We start from the raw sequence: 16,868 nt of genomic DNA on the forward strand, positions 1-16,868 counted from the left end.
CGCGTATCTTCCGCATCTGATGGGTGCCCTTCCGCCCGGGACTTTGATCTCTTCGCACAGACCATTTTCCCAGCTCAGCAGGGCACCCATCCTCATTTCGGGGCCCGTGTCGCGCACCTACCTGCGGATTCGGGTCAGACCAGGGCGCGGAGCGGATCCGGGAGGTCGTCCACCTCGTCGTAGGGGCCTACCACCGCGGCGGTGAGCGGCCCGGAGAGCAGCTCGCGCGCGACGTCCGCCACCTGCTCGGGCGTGACGGCGGCGATCCGGCCGAGGCTCTCGGCGAGCGTGCGCTGCCGGCCGTGGTCGAGCTCCGAACGCCCGAGCCGGTTCATCCGCGACGGGGTGTCCTCCAGCCCGAGGACCAGCCCGCCGCGCAGGTTGCCCTGCGCCCGCTCCACCTCGGCCGGGGTCAGCCCGCCCGCGGCCACCTCGCCCAGCACCGACCGGACGACCGAGGCGACCTCGCCGAGCCGTTCGGGCGCGCAGCCCGCGTAGACGCAGAACGTGCCGGCGTCGGTGTAGCCGGTGAGCCCGGAGTACACCGAGTACGCCAGGCCGCGCTGTTCGCGGACCTGCTGGAACAGCCGCGAGCTGGGCCCACCGCCGAGCGCGGTGTTGAGCACCGACAGCGCGCTGCGCCGCGGGTCGTGCCGCGACACCCCGGGGACGCCGAGCATGAGGTGGGCCTGCTCGGTGTCCTCGCAGCGCAGTACCAGCCGGGGGCCGCGTGGCAGCGCGACCGTGCCGGCCGGCCGTGGCGCCGCCGGGGCCGCCGCGCCCGCCCGGCTCGTGGCCGCGTCGAACGCCTTCTCGACGAGGGCGACGAGGTGCGGGTGCGCCAGGTTCCCCGCCGCGGCCACCACCATCCGCGGTGTCGTGTACTCGCCGCGCCAGAAGTCGTGGAGCGTGTCGCGGACCATCCCGCGGATCGAGGACTCCGAGCCGATCACCGGCCGGCCCAGCGGGTGGGAACCGAACAGCGACTCGTCGAACAGCTCGCCGAGCAGGTCCTCCGGGTCGTCGTCGCGCATGGCGATCTCCTCGAGCACCACTCCACGCTCGATCTCGACGTCGGCCGGCGCCATGACGGCGTCGGTGACGACGTCGGCGAGCACGTCGACGGCCATCGGGAGGTCGTTGTCGAGCACGTGCGCGTAGAAGCAGGTGTGCTCCTTCGCGGTGAACGCGTTGAGGTCGCCGCCGACGGCGTCGAACTCCTCCGCGATCCCCGCGGCCGTGCGGGTACGGGTGCCCTTGAACAGCAGGTGCTCGAGGTAGTGCGCGGCCCCTGCCTGGGCCGGGGTCTCGTCGCGCGACCCGATGGCGATCCAGATGCCCAGCGAGACCGAGCGGACCCCGGGCACCGTCTCCGACAGCACCCGCAGCCCGCCGGCCAGCTCCGTACGGGAGACGCCGGGGACGGAGGCCGTCCCCGGCGTCAGGAGGTCGGTCAAGAGGAAGCGACCTCGGCAGGCTCCGCGGGGGCGGTGACGTCACCCGCGGGGGTGGCGTCCCCCTCCTCGACCGGGATCAGGCTGATCTTGCCGCGGTTGTCGATGTCGGTGACCTCGACCCGGATCTTCGAGCCGACCGAGACGACGTCCTCGACCTTGGCGATCCGCTTGCCGTTGCCCAGCTTCGAGATGTGGACGAGACCGTCCTTGCCGGGCACCAGCGAGACGAACGCGCCGAAGGCGGCGGTCTTGACGACCGTGCCCAGGAAACGCTCGCCGATCTTCGGCAGCTGCGGGTTGGCGATGGCGTTGACCATGCCGATCGCGGCGTCGGCCGACTCGCCGTCCGACGCGCCGACGTAGACGGTGCCGTCGTCGTCGATGGAGATGTCGGCACCGGTCTGCTCGGTGATCGAGTTGATCATCTTGCCCTTCGGGCCGATCAGCTCGCCGATCTTGTCGACCGGGATCTTGATCGCGATGACGCGCGGCGCGAACCGGCTCATCTCGTCCGGGCGGTCGATCGCCTCGCCGATGACCTCCAGGATCGTCATGCGGGCGTCCTTGGCCTGGGCCAGCGCCGCGGCGAGGACGGCCGACGGGATGCCGTCGAGCTTGGTGTCGAGCTGCAGCGCCGTGACGAACTCCGGCGTGCCCGCGACCTTGAAGTCCATGTCACCGAACGCGTCCTCGGCGCCGAGGATGTCGGTGAGCGCGACGTAGCGCGTCTCACCGTCGACGGTGTCGGAGACCAGGCCCATCGCGATGCCCGCGACCGGCGCCTTGAGCGGCACGCCGGCGTTGTAGAGCGACATCGTGGACGCGCAGACCGAGCCCATCGAGGTGGAGCCGTTGGAGCCCAGCGCCTCGGAGACCTGGCGGATCGCGTACGGGAACTCCTCGCGCGAGGGCAGCACGGGCACCAGCGCCCGCTCGGCCAGCGCGCCGTGCCCGATCTCGCGGCGCTTGGGCGAGCCGACGCGACCGGTCTCACCGGTCGAGTACGGCGGGAAGTTGTAGTCGTGCATGTAGCGCTTGCGGGTGACCGGCGACAGCGAGTCGATCTGCTGCTCCATGCGCAGCATGTTCAGCGTGGTGACACCCAGGATCTGGGTCTCGCCGCGCTCGAACAGTGCCGATCCGTGCGCCCGCGGGATGATCTCGACCTCGGCCGAGAGGGGCCGGATGTCGGTGAGCCCGCGCCCGTCGATGCGCACGTTGTCGCGCAGGATCCGCTGCCGGACCGCCTTCTTGGTGATGGCGCGGAACGCCGCGCCGATCTCCTTCTCGCGGCCCTCGAACTTCTCGCCGAGCACGTCGAGCAGGCCCGCCTTGATCTCGTCGAGCCGGGACTCGCGCTCCTGCTTGCCGGCGATGGTGAACGCCGCGGCGACGTCCTCGTAGCCGGCGTCGGTGACCGCGTCGTAGGCGTCGGGCTGGTAGTCGAGGTACAGCGGGAAGTCCGCGGTGGGCTTGCCCGCCACCTGCGCCAGCTGCTGCTGGGCCTGGCAGAGGACCTTCAGGAACGGCTTGGCCGCGTCGATGCCGGCGGCGACCACGGCCTCGGTGGGCACCTGGGCGCCGCCGTCGCGCAGCGCGAGGACGTTCTCGGTGGCCTCCGCCTCGACCATCATGATCGCGACGTCGTCGCCTGCGATCCGGCCCGCGATGACCATGTCGAACGTGGCGGTCTCGAGCTGCTCATGGGTCGGGAACGCCACCCACTGCGTGTCGATGAGCGCGACTCGCACGGCCCCGACCGGGCCGTTGAACGGGATGCCCGAGATCTGGGTCGACGCGGACGCGGCGTTGATCGCCAGCACGTCGTAGAGGTCCTGCGGCGCGAGGCTCATCACCGTCAGCACGACCTGGATCTCGTTGCGCAGCCCGGTGGCGAACGTCGGGCGCAGCGGCCGGTCGGTGAGCCGGCAGGTGAGGATGGCGTCGGTGCTCGGACGGCCCTCGCGGCGGAAGAACGAACCGGGGATCCGGCCCGCGGCGTACATCCGCTCCTCCACGTCGATCGTGAGCGGGAAGAAGTCGAGGTGGTCCTTGGGGTGCTTCGACGCCGTGGTGGCAGAAAGGATCATGGTCTCGTCGTCGAGGTAGGCGGCGACGGAGCCGGCGGCCTGGCGCGCGAGGCGCCCGGTCTCGAACCGGACGGTGCGGGTGCCGAAGCTCCCGTTGTCGATCACGGCGGTCGTCTCGTGGACGGCGTCTTCGATGGGGTCGGTCAAGGTGCATCTCCTCGTGAGATGTCAGCCCCCGCCCCGGTGATCCTCGTCGGGCCGGCCTTCGATCGAAGCCGTCGGGGCCCGTCCTTCGCGACTGGGTGCCCGGCGGCCACTACCGAGGACCGGCGGATCTGCTGCCGGGCGCAGGGGGTGTGGATGGAGTTGTGACGGGCCGGGCCACCGGAGGGTGCCCGGCCCGGGAGGTCAGCGGCGGATGCCCAGGCGCTCGATCAGCGAGCGGTAGCGCGCGACGTCGACCTCACGCAGGTACTTGATGAGCCGGCGGCGGCGGCCGACGAGCAGCAGCAGGCCGCGGCGGGAGTGGTGGTCGTGCTTGTGGGTCTTCAGGTGCTCGGTGAGGTCGATGATGCGCTTGGTCAGCAGCGCGATCTGGGCCTCGGGCGACCCGGTGTCGCCCTCGTGGGTGCCGTACTGGTCCAGCACGGTCTTCTTCTGTGCGGCGTCGAGAGCCACGGTGGGATTCCTCTTTCGTCTACGGTGCCGTGCGGCCGGGCGTCGACACGTGGGACGCCCGGAAGACGGTCACGGCCGCCACGGACTGCAGCCGGACCCAGTACGCCAGGTTACCAGCCGGTCCGGCGACCGGTGTCCCGCCCCGGCACGGGCGGTGGGCGGCCGGACGGGGTCAGCCCGGCCGGCCCGCCGCCTGTCGCAGCACCTCGGCGAGCTCCGGGAACCCGGGGCCGAGCGTGGCGGCGGCCGCGGCGAGGCGGGCGGGCGCGGCGATGCGACGCAGGGCGTCGGCCGCGGAGCTCCCGCCCGCCGGGGGCGCGACCGGGGCGACCGGACGGAGCCGGACGGGCGGGGCGGGCGGCAGCGGGGTCGGGGAGAACTGCCAGTGCGCCCGCGCGACGTCGGAGAGCAGCACCTCCACCGCGCGCGGCGGGATCGGCTCGGCGGGTGCGCCGAGCTCGGTGCAGCGCTGGTCGAGCAGCAGCAGGCGGGCCAGCACCGCCGGATCGCCGATCTTGACCCGCCGCCCGCTCGCGAGCTGGCTGAGCATGGCGGCGCTGATCCCCAGCGCCCGGGCCAGCCGGGCCTGGGTGATGTGCAGGCCGGTGGTGAGCCTGCGCACCCGGTCGCCGAGCGGGGCCCCGTAGAGCTCCGCCTGCCGGGCTCGGTTCTCGACGACACCGGGCGGGTACGACCCGGTCCCGGACCGCGCAGCACTGGTCATGCACCGATGCTGGCATCCCGACCCCCTCGCCCGTGGGCGAACGGGCAAACTCACGCGAGCAGTTCCCGGGTCCGCGCGACGTCGCGGTGCATCTGTTCGACCAGCGCCGCGATGTCGTCGTAGTGCACCTGCCCGCGCAGCCGCGCCACGAGGTCGACGGCGACCTGGTGGCCGTAGAAGTCCTCGTCGACGTCGAGCACGTAGGCCTCGACGGTACGCACCCGGCCGGAGAACGTGGGGTTGGTGCCGACGGAGACGGCAGCGGGCAGCACGCGCTCCCCGATCGCGAACCGGCCCGCGTAGATGCCGTCGGCGGGCAGCGCGGTGTGGGGGGCGGTGGCGATGTTGGCGGTGGGGAACCCCAGGTCACGGCCGCGGCGCGCGCCGTGCACGACGACCCCCTCGACGCGGTGCGGGCGACCCAGCGCCGCCGCGGCCGCGGCGACGTCGCCCGCGTCGATGCAGGCACGCACGTAGGTGGAGGAGAAGGTGACGGTGTCGTCGCCGGTGAGGTCGAGACCCTCGACGGCGAAGCCGAAACGCTCCCCCAGCTCGACGAGCAGCGGGACGTCGCCCGCCGCCCGGTGCCCGAACCGGAAGTTGCGGCCCACCAGCACCACGGCCGCGTGCAACCGCTCCACCAGCACGTGGTGGGCGAACGCCGCGGGCTCGGTGCGGGCGAGCTCCGGGGTGAAGGGCAGCACGCAGAACGCGTCGATCCCCAGCTCGGCGGCGAGGTCCGCGCGCCTGCGCAGGGTGGTGAGCTGGGCGGGATGGCTTCCCGGCCGCACCAGTTCGGCGGGGTGCGGGTCGAACGTGACGAGCACGGCGGGCAGCCCGCGTTCCCGGGCACGCGTCACGGCGTGGCCGACGAGCTGCTGGTGGCCGCGGTGCATCCCGTCGAAGACACCCACCGTGACGACGCTGCGTCCCCATCCGGTCGGCACGCCGTCCAGACCCCGCCAGCGCTCCACACCCGGAGCCTACGACCCGATGCCGGACGGCGGCCGCAGCCCCGTCCCCGACCCCGGCCGCACCCCCCGTTGCAGCATGGCCACCTTCACGCAATGTCGTTGCGTGAAGGTGGCCTTGCTGCAACTCAGCCGGGCTCGTTCGCCGGCGCCAGCACGACCACCGGGCGGGCGTGCTCACCGCGGTCCTGCATCAGGGCCAGCACGCGGCCGTCCGGGGCGAACGTGCCGTGCACCCCCGGCCGGCCGTAGGGCGGCAGCGGCCTGCCGTGCCGGACATCGGCTGCGGCGGCCGCGTCGAGGTCGCGGCGCGGGAAGGCGACGGCCACGGCGTCGTCGAGGGTCAGCGACAGGGCCGGGTCCGCGTCCAGCTGCTCCAGCGTGCGGGCGTGGTCGAGGACGAACGGGCCGACGCGGATGCGGCGCAGCGCGGTGAGGTGCCCGCCCACGCCGAGCCCGGCGCCGAGGTCGCGGGCCAGCGCCCGCACGTAGGTGCCGGACGTGCACTCCACGGCGACGTCGAGATCGGCCCCGCTGCGGGCGAGCAGGGTGAACGCCGACACGGTGACCGGGCGGGCCGCGAGCACCACGTCCTCCCCCGCCCGCACCCGCGCGTACGCCCGTTGCCCGCCCACCTTGATCGCGCTGACCGAGCTGGGGACCTGCGCGAGGTCGCCGGTGAGCGCGGCGATGCCCGCGGCCACCGCGGGGTCGGTGACGCTCGACGCGTCGGCGGTGGTGAGCGTCTCCCCCTCGGCGTCGTCGGTGGTGGTGGCGGCGCCGAGCCGGATCGTGGCGGTGTAGGCCTTCGTGTCCAGCGCGAGGTGCCCGAGCAGCTTGGTCCCGCGACCGACGCCGCAGACGAGCACGCCGGTGGCCATCGGGTCGAGGGTGCCGGCGTGCCCGACCTTGCGGGTGCGCAGGATGCGCCGCAGCCGGGCCACGACGTCGTGCGAGGTGAGACCGGCGGGCTTGTCGACGACCACCAGGCCGGAGGGGTTCACGGCCGGAGATTCTCCCCGCCGTGCGGTCGGCCGCCCCGCCGGGTGCGTCGGCGGGGTGCGGCCGCGGGCGGTCGACGTCGGCCCGCGCGACGTTCACCGGAAGGGCCGCGCATCCGTGGGGTCCGAGAGATTAGTGTCGGCTCACTGATCGATCTCCCGCCCGAACGGACACCCATGACCACCCCCTCGGCCGTCCTGCGCGGCGCGGCACGGGGCCAGCGCCGCGACGTGGTGCTGGCGTCCCTGCTCGTCGCCGGGCACCAGCTCTCGGAGGCGGCCGTACCGGTGGTCGTCGGCGTGGTGATCGACCTGGCCGTGTCCACCGGTGACGCCTCGGCGCTGGGGCGCTGGCTCGGGGCCGTGGCCGGGGTGTTCGTCGTGCTCGCCTCCAGCGCCTACTTCGGGTACTGGCTCATGGTCCGCACCGAGAAGCAGGCCGCCCACGGGATCCGGCTCGACGTGACCCGTCGCGTGTTGCACCCGGCGGGCGGGGCGCCGGGACGCTCGGGCGAGCTGGTCAGCCTGGCCGGATCCGACGCCGACCGGGCCGGGCTGGTGTGTGTGGCGATCATCAGCGGGATCGCGGCGCTGTCCGCGCTCGCCGGGGGCGCCGTGGTCCTGATCAGCGCGTCGGTGCTGCTGGGGCTCGTGGTGCTCGTCGGGGTGCCGCTCGTGCTGGTCGCGTCGCGGCTGCTGGCGCGCCCGCTGGTCGGGCGCGCGGAGGCCGAGCAGGGCACGCTCGCCGCCGCCACCGGCATCGCCACCGACGTCGTCACGGGGCTACGGGTGATCAAGGGCATCGGGGCCGAGGCGGCGGCGGGCGAGAACTACCGCCGCGCCAGCCGGAAGGCCCTGACCGCCCGGCTCGCCGCGGTGCGGTTCGAGGGTGGCTACACCGCGGCGACCGGGATCATCACCGGGGTGTTCCTCGTCGTGGTGGCGTGGGTCGGCGGGCGGCTGGCGCTGGACGGCACGATCAGCGTCGGCGAGCTGGTGGCCGGGGTCGGGCTCGCGCAGTTCCTGATCGGCCCGCTGGAGCGGCTCACCGCCGTCGGGCCGCTGCTCGCCGGGGCGCGCGGCTCGGCGGAGCGGGTGGCCGCCCTGCTCGCGGCCGCGCCCGCCGTCCGGGCAGGCGACGCGGTGTTGCCCCCGGAGCCCGCGGGCGCGCTGCGGGTACGGGACATCGACGTCGGCGCGGGCGAGCACCTCGGCGTGGTGACCCTCGCCGCCGCCGACGCCGCCACCCTGCTCGACGTGCTGGCCCGCGACCGGGACCCCGGCAACGGCGCGGGCCCCCTGGTCCTGGACGGCACCGATCTCGCGGGCGTCGATCTCGACGAGGCCCGCCGCGCCGTGCTCGTGGCCCGCCACGACGCCACGCTGTTCGAGGGCACCGTCGCGGACAACACCGGCACCGACGCCGCGGCGCTGGCCGCGGCGGCCGCCGACGAGGTGCTCGACGCCCTGCCCGGCGGCCTGGACGCCGAACTCACCGAGCGCGGCCGCACCCTGTCGGGCGGGCAGCGCCAGCGCCTGGCCCTGGCCCGCGCGCTGGCCGCCCACGCCCCGGTCCTGGTGCTGCACGACCCGACCACCGCCGTCGACGCCGCCACCGAGTTCCGCATCGCCGCGGGCATCGCCGCGCTGCGCACCGGTCGCACCACGGTCATCCTCACCTCCAGCCCGGCCCTGCTCGCCCGCTGCGGGCGGGTCCTGCTGGTCGACGGCGCGACGGTGGTCGCCGCGGGAACCCACGCCGAGCTCGTCGAGGACGAGCGCTACCGGGCGGCGGTGCTGGCGTGAGCGACACCCTCCTGCCGATCGCGACCGCCGCCCGCACCCGTCGGTCGGTGGGCGCGCTGGTCCGCCCGCACCGGCGCCTGCTCGCCGGCACGGTCGTCACGCTGGTGGCCGCCGCCGCCTCGATCCTGGCCGTCCCTCCGCTGCTCGGCGCGATCGTCGACGTCGCGATCTCGCGCGGGGCCGTGGGCGCCGTCGACCTGCTGGCCCTGGGGATCCTCGCCGCGCTCGTCGCCCGGGCCCTGCTGTCGGCGCTGGGCACGGTGCTGGTGGCCCGGCTCGGGGAGATCGTGCTGGCCGGGCTGCGCGAGCGCGTGGTGAGCCGGGCACTGGGCGTGCGGATCGCCGACGTCGAGCGGGCCGGGTCCGGTGACCTGCTCCAGCGGGTCAGCGGGGACATCTCGGTGATCTCCGAAGGTATCCGCCAGGCCATCCCGATGCTGGTCATCGCGGGCCTCGACGTCGGCCTGACGCTGGTCGGGCTCGCCCTGCTGGACTGGCGCCTCGCGCTGGCCGGGCTCGTCCCGCTGCCCGTCTGGATCCTCGCCACCCGCTGGTACGCCCGCGTGTCCGGCGCCCTGTACGCCCGGGAGCGGGTGGCCGAGGGCGTGCGCACGCAGTCGCTGCTGGCCGGGGTCGGCGGGGCCGCCACCGTCCGGGCCTACCGGCTGCGGGCCCCGCTGCTGGCCCGGATCGAGGGCCACTCGGCCGCCGCGGTGCGCGCGTCGCTGCGGGCGATGCGCGCGCAGTCGAAGTTCGGCGCGATCCTCAACGGCGCGGAGCTGACCGGGGTGGTGGCGCTGCTCGTGGCCGGGTTCTGGCTGGTCCGCGCCGACGCCGTGACGGTCGGGGCCGCCACCGCCGCGGTGCTGTACTTCCTGCGCCTGTTCGACCCCATCGGCGCCCTGCTCTACCTGCTCGACGAGGCGCAGTCGGCGGGCGCGGCGCTGGCGCGGCTCGTCGGCGTCACCGACATGCCGGTGCCGGCCCCGCCCGCGGCCCCCCGGCGGCCGCGGGACGGGAGCGTACGGCTCACCGGCATCCGGCACGCCTACGACGGCGGGCCGGAGGTGCTGCACGGCGTCGACCTGGAGATCGCGGACGGCGAGCGCGTCGCGATCGTCGGGCCCAGCGGGGCCGGGAAGACCACGCTGGGCGCCGTGCTGGCCGGGGTGCAGGCCCCCACCGCGGGCTCGGTCGAGATCGGCGGGGTGGCGCTGGCCGACCTGGCGCAGCTGCGCCGCCACGTCGCCGTCGTCACGCAGGAGGTGCACGTGTTCGCCGGAACGGTGGCCGACAACCTGCGCCTGGCCCGCGCGGGCGCCACCGAGGTCGAACTGCTCGCCGTGCTGGAGCGCGTGGGCGCCCCGCTCGGGCTCGACGACGTCGTGGGCGACGGCGCCGACGAGCTGGGCGCCACTGTGGCCCAGCAGCTCGCCCTGGCGCGGCTGGTGCTGGCCGACCCGGCGGTCGCGGTGCTGGACGAGGCCACCGCCGAGGCCGGCAGCGCGGGCGCCCGCCGCCTGGAGGTGGCCGCCGACGCCGCGCTGGCCGGCCGCACCGCGATCGTCATCGCCCACCGCCTCACCCAGGCCGCCGCGGCCGACCGGGTCGTCGTGCTGGACAAGGGCCGGGTGGTGGAGTCGGGCCCGCACGACGAGCTCGTCGCGGCGGGCGGGAGCTACGCGGCGCTGTGGGCCGCCTGGGCGGGACCCCGTGGATAGCCATCTGGGCCGGTAGGATCCAGGCATGAAGGCAACCATCGACAGTGCCGGAAGATTGGTGATCCCCAAGCAGCTGCGCGACCGCCTCGGCCTGACCCAGGGCGAGGTGGAGGTGGAGGCCGACGGCGCGGATCTGCGGGTGCGGCCCGTCGCCGACGACACGCTCGCCGAGGAGGACGGATGGCTCGTCGTGCCGTCCACCGGGCAGCGGCTCACCGACGACGCCGTGCGGGAGATCCGCGATGCCGACCAGCGCTGAGCCCGATCCCGACCGGCCCGATCCCGACCACCCCGGCCCCGAGCTGCTGGTCGACACGAGCGTCGCCGTCGCGCTGAGCGTGGCCGACCACGAGGGCCGGGCGGCGGCGCGGGCGGCGGTCGAGGGCCGCCGCATCGGTCTGGCCGGGCACGCGGCGTTCGAGACGTACTCGGTGCTCACCCGTCTCCCCGCGCCGGCCCGCCGCACCCCCGCGGCCGTCGCCCGCCTGCTCGCCGCGAACTTCCCGCACTCGCGTTTCCTCGCCGCCGCGCGATCCGCCGAGCTGCTGGCCGGGCTGGCGAGGGCCGGGCTGTCGGGTGGATCGGTGTACGACGCGCTGGTCGGCGCCACCGCCGTGGAGCACGGGGTGCCGCTGGTCACCCGGGACCGCCGCGCGTTGGGCACCTACCGCGCCCTCGACGTCGACGTGGTACTCGCCTCGTGATCGTGGTGACGCCGTGGCGGGTACCTGCCTGATGGCGATGCACGCCGACCAGCTCGACGTGCCGCCCGCGGTGGCGCGCGCCCTCGTCGACACCCAGGCGCGCGAGCTGCTCCGCGCGGACTCGACTGCGCCGACCTGGAGTGCGAGCGCGGCCGGGCGTGGGCGTTCGCGCAGGCCATGGGCCTGGTCTGGTACTACGCCGACACCAACCCCGCGATGAGCACGCTGGGCAGGCGCACGCTGGACCGGCTGCTCGACGCCTGACGTATGTTACTGTGTATGGCATGCAGCGGACGACCATCTACCTGCCCGACGAGCTGAAGGCCCGTCTGGAGTCCGCAGCCCGGGAAGAGCGCCGGACGGAGGCCGACATCATCCGGGAAGCGCTGGACGCCGCGCTGCAGCGACGACGCAGGCCCCGTCCGCGGATCCCGCTGCTGCCCGGCACCGGGCTCGGTCGACCCGATGCCGCCGAGCGGAGCGATGAACTGCTCGACGGGTTCGGCGCCTGACGAGGTGCTGATCGACACCGGCGGACTTCTCTCCGCACTGTTCCCCGACCAGCACCGCCACCGGGAGTGCGCCGAGGCGCTCGAGGCGGCCCCAAGCCCCCTGGTCCTGTCTCCCTTCGTGCTGGCCGAGCTGGACTACCTCATCGGCAAGCTCGCCGGAGTCGACGCCCAGCTCGCCCTGCTCGACGAGGTCTCCCGCGGCGTGTACGAGCTGGCCGCTTTCTCCGCCTACGAGGTCGGGCTCGCCCGCAGGATCGCGGACACCTATCGCGACCTGCGCATCGGGCTCGCCGACGCCTCGGTCGTGGTGCTGTCGAACCGGCTGTCCGACCGGGACGTGCTGACCGTCGACGAGCGCCACTTCCGCGTCCTCGCCGGTGATCACCCGCTGCGACTGCTGCCGGCCGACGCCTGACGCCGTCGACGAGGTGCTGCTGCTCGACGAGCCGGACACCGCATCGGAACACGTTTCGGCCTCGACGTCCCCGGCAAGCGTTGGCTCGAGGAGCGGATCGGCGAGTCGGGCAGGAGCGTGCTGTTCGTCAGCCACGACCGGGACCTGCTGGCCGACACCGTGCAGCGCGTGCTCACGGTGGACCGTGCCGGCCGTGACGCGCCCCCTAGTCACCCGCGGCTTCGACCGCTTCGTCCTGTTCGCCGGTGACGGCGAGGTGCGCGAGACCCCGAGCCGGTGTGGGAGGTGAGCCGCTGAGCCCTCAGCCCGGCGGGCGCCAGTCGACCCCGGGAAAGCGCCCGAAGCCGGAGTCGTAGGTGATCACGGTGGCCCCGTGCTCCAGCGCGAGAGCCGCCAGGTGCGCGTCGTTCGTGAGGTTGCCGCCGGTGCCCGTGTCCCGCAGCAGCCCGGCCAGCACGGTCAGGTGGCGCGGCGTCGGTTCGAGCACGACGCCCGCGGGCTGGGCGAGCCAGGCCTGCACGCGGGCACACGCGCCGCCGGTGGACAGCGGAACGGGGAACAGCCCTACCTTCGTGGTGAGCCGCAGGAACGCGAGCAGCACGACCCAGCTGAAGCCGACCGCCTCGCCGCGGCTGAGCGCCCCGTCCAGCCAGGACCGCGACTCGTCGTGGCGGTCGGCCGCGGTGTTGACCGCGTAGAGCAGCACGTTCGCGTCGACGACGTTCACCGCCGGGTCCGCAGCTTCCGGACCAGCTCGTCGTCCTCCAGCTCGCCGGCCAGCACGAGTGCGCGGTCGAGGTTGACCGTCGGCGTGCCGAGATCGGCGGTCTCGGTCACGAACGGCGTGCCGCGGGTCGCCGCGGCCCCCTCCCGGATCGCGTCGTTGAGGGCCTGCTTGAACGAGACTCCCCGATCGCGCATCCGCTGCTGCACGAGGGCCGCCGTGTCGGCGTCCAGCGTCACCGTGGTACGCATGTCGGCATCATAGCATCACCCAACGAGATGTCATGATGCTCAACGCCGCACCGCCCCGGTCACCAGCCAGCGGTCCGAGCGCACCCGCAGACCGACGGCCACCAGCCGCGCCAGCATGAACACCGTCAGACCGGTCCAGATCCCGGCCAGGCCCCACCCGAACACCAGGCTCGCCCAGATCAGCGGTAGGAACCCGAGCAGCGCGGCGGCCAGCGTGGAGGTCCGCAGGAACGCGGCGTCGCCCGCGCCGAGCAGCACTCCGTCGATCGCGAACACCACCCCGGCCACCGGCTGCATCGCCACGAAGAACCACCAGGCGACGGGCACCAGCGCGAGCACGCTCGCGTCCCCGGTGAACACCGGTGGGAGCACCCCGACCAGTGCCGCGAACAGCACCCCGAACCCGACGCCGAGCACCAGCCCGTAGCGCGTGACCTGCCCCGCCAGGGCCCGCGCCCGGGCCGCCCCCACCGCACCGGCACCCAGCGCCGCCCCGACCAGCGACTGCGCCGCGATCGCCACGGCATCGAGCACGAGCGCCATGAAGAACCAGAGCTGCAGCACGATCTGGTGCGCCGCCACCGACGCCGCGCCGAACCGCGCGGCGACCGCCGCCGCGGACAGGAAGCACACCTGGAACGCCAGGCTGCGCGCGATCAGATCGCGGCCCAGCACGAGCTGGGCCCGCATCGTCGCGGGGTCCGGGGCCACGAAGCCCCGCTCGCGGTACAGCGCGGCCAGGAACAGCCCGGCCCCGAGGGACTGCCCGAGCACGTTCGCCGCGGCCGACCCCGGCAACCCCCAGCCGAGCACGTGCACGAACACCGGGCAGACGAGCGCGGAGAGCCCGTTGCCGGCCAGCACGTAGCGCAGCGGCCGGACGGTGTCCTGCACGCCGCGCATCCAGCCGTTGCCGGCCAGCGTCACCAGTATCAGCGGTGCCCCGAACAGCGCGACCCGCAGCCAGGACACCGCCGCGTCGGCGACCGGACCGCCGTCGGCGAACGCGGCGGCCACGGGTTCGGCGACCAGCTGGCCCACCACGAGCAGCCCGATCCCGACGGCCAGCGCCAGCCAGGTGGCCTGCACTCCCTCGGCGACGGCGTCGGCGCGGCGCCCGGCCCCGTGCAGCCGGGCGGCCCGGGCCGTGGTGCCGTAGGACAGGAAGTTCAGCTGGCTCGTGACCTGCGCGAACAGCACCCCGGCGATCGCCAGCCCGGCCAGGGGCACCACCCCGAGCCGACCCACCACCGCGGTGTCGACCAGCAGGTACAGCGGCTCGGCGGCCAGCACCGGCAGGGCGGGTGCCGCCAGGCGCAGCACCTCGCGGGCCGGGACCCGCTCCCTCACCGGCGCGGGCGGCGGCAGACGTAGACGAACGCGGGCGGCACGTTGCGCCACACCGTGGCGCTGACGAGCACCTCGTCGAACCTGGCGCGCAGGGTGGCCCGGAACCGCCGGGCCGCGGGCAGCGCCATTCCCTGCAGGTACGCGAACGTCGTGAACGCCCCCGTGTCGCCGATCGCCCGGGCGACCTCGCCGAGGACGTCGGCCTGGACCTCGTCGGGGAACAGCGCCCACGGCAGCCCGCAGATCACCGCGTCCGCCCGGTCGAGCCCGCGCTCGGTGAGGATCCTCCCGAGGTCGCGGGCGTCGCCGGGTACGACCTCCAGCGCGGGGAGGGTGCGGTTCAGGTAGGACACCATGTCCGGGTCCAGCTCGACGGCCAGGTGCCGGGCCCCGGTGGGGAGCCGCCCGGCGATCACCGCGCTGACCGCCCCGGTGCCCGGCCCGAGCTCCACCACGACCGGCGCGCCGTCGCGCGGCACGATCGAGGCCAGCACCGACGCCAGGCGCCGCGAGCTCGGCGCCACGGCCCCCATCGTGGACGGGCGGCGCAGCGCGGCGGACAGGAAGGCCCCGAGGGCGCGGGGACCGGAGGGGGGATCGGGGCTCACCCCGGCACCGTAGTCGCCGCCGGCACCGCGAGCGCCGTGCGCAACCCGGACAGGACCTGCTCCGCGGTGCCGTCCGCGGTGAACCCCGCGGCCGCGCGGTGGCCGCCACCGCCGAGCCGTCCGGCGGCGGCGGCCACGTCCACGCCGCCCGCGGACCTCAGCGACACCGACCAGCGCCGCTCCCCGACCTGCTTGAGGACGGCCGCCACCTCCGCCTCGGCCGCGGTGCGGACGATGTCGACCACCCCGTCGACCTCCTCGGGCCGGAAGCGCCGCACGTGCTCGGCCGCGATGACCGTGTGGGCCAGGCCGAGACCGCCCGCCGCGTCCGGGTCGAGCTCGCAGGCCACCAGCGCGGCACCGAGCGCGGCGAGCCAGGCGTGGGGATGGGTGTCCATGATCGGGCGCACGAGCGCCTCCGGATCGACCCCCGCCTCCACCAGCTCGGCCGCCATCCGGTGCGCCTGCGCCCCCGCGGTGCGGAACCCGCGGGTGTCGGTGACCAGCCCGGCGTAGAGGCAGCGCGCCACGTCGACGTCGAGCGGCACGTCCAGCGCCGCCAGCACCCGGTGCACCAGCACGACCGTGGCCTCGGCCGCGGTGTCGAGCACCTGCACGCCGCCGAAGCCGGGGTTCGACGCGTGGTGGTCGATCATGACCGACGCCCGGGCGGCGGCCAGCCGCCCGGCGAGCGCCCCCAGCCGCGCGGGCTCGGCCGCGTCGCAGGCCACGACCAGCTCCGGAGCCTCGGGCACCTCCGAGGGCGCCACGACGAGGCCGAGCACGTCGAGCGGGCGCAGCGTCTCCGGCACCGCGTCCGGGCTGGCGAAGGAGACCCGGACCGTGGCACCCCGCCTGCGCAGCGCGATCCCCAGCGCCAGCGCGCTGCCGAGCGAGTCGGCGTCGGGCTGGACGTGGGCGAGCAGCGTGACGTCGGCGGCCGCGGCGAGCAACGCGGCAGCCGTCCGGACGGGATCGGCGACCACGTGCGGTCCTTCCTGCGGAACGGTCCTCGGACCCGACGGAGCGTAGTCGCGCCCCGGCGGGGTCGCCCCTCTCCGCCCGGGTGGGTCGCAGGTGGCGACCGAGTTGTTACTCGGCGTCGCTGCTCGGCGTCGCTGCTCGTCGTCGCTACTCGTCGTCGACGTCGCGCTCGCGCGGCACCCGGTAGGGGTCGGGATCGCCTGCGGGGCGAGCGCCTGCGGCGAGCCGGGCCACCTCGGCGTCGGACTCCCGCGCCCGGGCGAGCATCTCCTCCATCCGGCGGGACTCGTCGGGCACGATGTCGGCGACGAACACCAGCGACGGCGTGTGCCGGATCCCGGTGCCCGCCCCCACCATCGACCGCAGCACGCCGGTGGCACTGGACAGCGCCGCCGCCGCCCCCGCCATGTCCGGCTCGGCGTCGACGGTCTCGCCGAGCACCGTGTAGTACACGGTGGCCTCGCGCAGGTCGCCCGTGACGCGGGTGTCGGTGATCGTCACCATCGCCAGCCGGGGGTCCTTGACCTCGTGCTCCAGCGCGGCGGCCACGATCTGCGAGATCCGCTTCGCGAGCCGTCGGGCCCGTGCCTGGTCCACCATCCGAGCTACTCCTACTCATCCTCCGGGCCGAGCACCCGGTGCCGGGCCGAGAGCAGTTCCAGTTCCGGCCGGGCGGCCACGAACCGCTCGCACCGAGCCATCACGTCCACGACATGGCCGTGGTCGGCCGCCACGCACGACACGCCGATCAGCGCGCGCCGGTGCAGGTCGAGATGGCCCGCCTCGGCCGCGGCGACCTCGAACCGGCGCCGCAGCTCCGCGACGACCGGCCGCACCAGCGACCGCTTCTGTTTCCGGGAGTGCACGTCGCCGAGCAGCACGTCGAACTCCACCGCGCCCACGTACATGTGCAGCTCCGCAGCTCGTGAGGG

At 74.7% G+C, this 16,868-nt stretch carries 19 protein-coding genes; 6 read left to right on the forward strand and 13 right to left on the reverse strand.

The annotated features are described in order from the left end of the window. Positions 1-134 precede the first annotated feature (134 nt). From Q1K26_RS07725 to truB, 6 genes are all read right to left on the reverse strand, one after another. Positions 135-1,457, reverse strand: a complete 1,323-nt coding sequence (locus tag Q1K26_RS07725; RefSeq protein ID WP_300008880.1) for a pitrilysin family protein — start codon at positions 1,455-1,457, stop codon at positions 135-137. Beyond that, the gene (locus tag Q1K26_RS07730; RefSeq protein ID WP_300008881.1) at positions 1,454-3,694 is read right to left on the reverse strand and encodes a polyribonucleotide nucleotidyltransferase; all 2,241 of its coding nucleotides are present in this window, start codon (positions 3,692-3,694) and stop codon (positions 1,454-1,456) included. Before Q1K26_RS07730 ends, Q1K26_RS07725 begins: the two co-directional genes overlap by 4 nt. Positions 3,695-3,895: 201 nt before the next feature. After that, complete coding sequence (gene rpsO, locus Q1K26_RS07735; RefSeq protein ID WP_300008882.1) at positions 3,896-4,165, reverse strand: 30S ribosomal protein S15; 270 nt, start codon at positions 4,163-4,165, stop codon at positions 3,896-3,898. A gap of 172 nt (positions 4,166-4,337) precedes the next feature. Next, positions 4,338-4,889 carry a helix-turn-helix domain-containing protein gene (locus tag Q1K26_RS07740; protein ID WP_300008883.1) on the reverse strand — a complete coding sequence of 184 codons (552 nt, stop codon included), beginning with the start codon at positions 4,887-4,889 and terminating at the stop codon, positions 4,338-4,340. A 50-nt stretch (positions 4,890-4,939) separates the two neighbouring features. After that, a complete protein-coding gene (locus tag Q1K26_RS07745; RefSeq protein ID WP_300008884.1) occupies positions 4,940-5,863 on the reverse strand; it encodes a bifunctional riboflavin kinase/FAD synthetase in 924 nt (307 codons plus the stop codon). Positions 5,864-5,988: 125 nt separating this feature from the next. Then, the gene (gene truB, locus Q1K26_RS07750; RefSeq protein WP_300008885.1) at positions 5,989-6,864 is read right to left on the reverse strand and encodes a tRNA pseudouridine(55) synthase TruB; all 876 of its coding nucleotides are present in this window, start codon (positions 6,862-6,864) and stop codon (positions 5,989-5,991) included. A gap of 174 nt (positions 6,865-7,038) precedes the next feature. On the opposite strand from truB, the gene Q1K26_RS07755 reads away from it, so the two are divergent. The 6 genes from Q1K26_RS07755 to Q1K26_RS07780 all read left to right on the forward strand — a co-directional run bounded on the left by Q1K26_RS07755 (position 7,039) and on the right by Q1K26_RS07780 (position 12,019). Next, positions 7,039-8,667 carry an ABC transporter ATP-binding protein gene (locus Q1K26_RS07755; RefSeq protein WP_300008886.1) on the forward strand — a complete coding sequence of 543 codons (1,629 nt, stop codon included), beginning with the start codon at positions 7,039-7,041 and terminating at the stop codon, positions 8,665-8,667. After that, complete coding sequence (locus tag Q1K26_RS07760; RefSeq protein ID WP_300008887.1) at positions 8,664-10,388, forward strand: ABC transporter ATP-binding protein; 1,725 nt, start codon at positions 8,664-8,666, stop codon at positions 10,386-10,388. Before Q1K26_RS07755 ends, Q1K26_RS07760 begins: the two co-directional genes overlap by 4 nt. 25 nt (positions 10,389-10,413) lie before the next feature. Continuing rightward, entirely contained in the window at positions 10,414-10,647 is a 234-nt protein-coding gene (locus Q1K26_RS07765; protein WP_300008888.1) for an AbrB/MazE/SpoVT family DNA-binding domain-containing protein, read from the forward strand. After that, positions 10,631-11,092: a type II toxin-antitoxin system VapC family toxin gene (locus tag Q1K26_RS07770; protein ID WP_300008889.1), complete on the forward strand. Its 462-nt coding sequence runs from the start codon at positions 10,631-10,633 to the stop codon at positions 11,090-11,092. Before Q1K26_RS07765 ends, Q1K26_RS07770 begins: the two co-directional genes overlap by 17 nt. A gap of 284 nt (positions 11,093-11,376) precedes the next feature. Beyond that, positions 11,377-11,604 carry a CopG family transcriptional regulator gene (locus tag Q1K26_RS07775; protein ID WP_300008890.1) on the forward strand — a complete coding sequence of 76 codons (228 nt, stop codon included), beginning with the start codon at positions 11,377-11,379 and terminating at the stop codon, positions 11,602-11,604. Then, positions 11,576-12,019, forward strand: a complete 444-nt coding sequence (locus Q1K26_RS07780; protein WP_300008891.1) for a PIN domain-containing protein — start codon at positions 11,576-11,578, stop codon at positions 12,017-12,019. The genes Q1K26_RS07775 and Q1K26_RS07780 overlap by 29 nt, the downstream gene beginning before the upstream one ends. A 301-nt stretch (positions 12,020-12,320) precedes the next feature. On the opposite strand, the gene Q1K26_RS07785 is transcribed toward Q1K26_RS07780, so the two are convergent. From Q1K26_RS07785 to Q1K26_RS07815, 7 genes are all read right to left on the reverse strand, one after another. Then, positions 12,321-12,746 (reverse strand): type II toxin-antitoxin system VapC family toxin, encoded by a 426-nt coding sequence (locus tag Q1K26_RS07785; protein ID WP_300008892.1) that lies wholly within the window; start codon positions 12,744-12,746, stop codon positions 12,321-12,323. Next, positions 12,743-12,994, reverse strand: coding sequence for a hypothetical protein (locus Q1K26_RS07790; protein ID WP_300008893.1), 252 nt, complete (start codon positions 12,992-12,994; stop codon positions 12,743-12,745). Before Q1K26_RS07790 ends, Q1K26_RS07785 begins: the two co-directional genes overlap by 4 nt. Before the next feature lie 39 nt (positions 12,995-13,033). Next, entirely contained in the window at positions 13,034-14,344 is a 1,311-nt protein-coding gene (locus Q1K26_RS07795; protein ID WP_300008894.1) for an MATE family efflux transporter, read from the reverse strand. After that, positions 14,341-14,952: a methyltransferase domain-containing protein gene (locus tag Q1K26_RS07800; RefSeq protein WP_363320438.1), complete on the reverse strand. Its 612-nt coding sequence runs from the start codon at positions 14,950-14,952 to the stop codon at positions 14,341-14,343. Before Q1K26_RS07800 ends, Q1K26_RS07795 begins: the two co-directional genes overlap by 4 nt. Further along, positions 14,949-15,938 carry a DHH family phosphoesterase gene (locus tag Q1K26_RS07805; RefSeq protein ID WP_300008895.1) on the reverse strand — a complete coding sequence of 330 codons (990 nt, stop codon included), beginning with the start codon at positions 15,936-15,938 and terminating at the stop codon, positions 14,949-14,951. The genes Q1K26_RS07800 and Q1K26_RS07805 overlap by 4 nt, the downstream gene beginning before the upstream one ends. A 145-nt stretch (positions 15,939-16,083) precedes the next feature. Beyond that, positions 16,084-16,536 carry a 30S ribosome-binding factor RbfA gene (gene rbfA, locus Q1K26_RS07810; protein ID WP_300008896.1) on the reverse strand — a complete coding sequence of 151 codons (453 nt, stop codon included), beginning with the start codon at positions 16,534-16,536 and terminating at the stop codon, positions 16,084-16,086. 11 nt (positions 16,537-16,547) lie between these two features. After that, on the reverse strand, positions 16,548-16,844 hold the full coding sequence (locus Q1K26_RS07815; RefSeq protein ID WP_300008897.1) for a DUF503 domain-containing protein: 297 nt from the start codon (positions 16,842-16,844) through the stop codon (positions 16,548-16,550). Positions 16,845-16,868 lie beyond the last annotated feature (24 nt).

It is taken from the genome of Pseudonocardia sp., assembly GCF_029263155.1.
Classification (GTDB): domain Bacteria; phylum Actinomycetota; class Actinomycetes; order Mycobacteriales; family Pseudonocardiaceae; genus Pseudonocardia.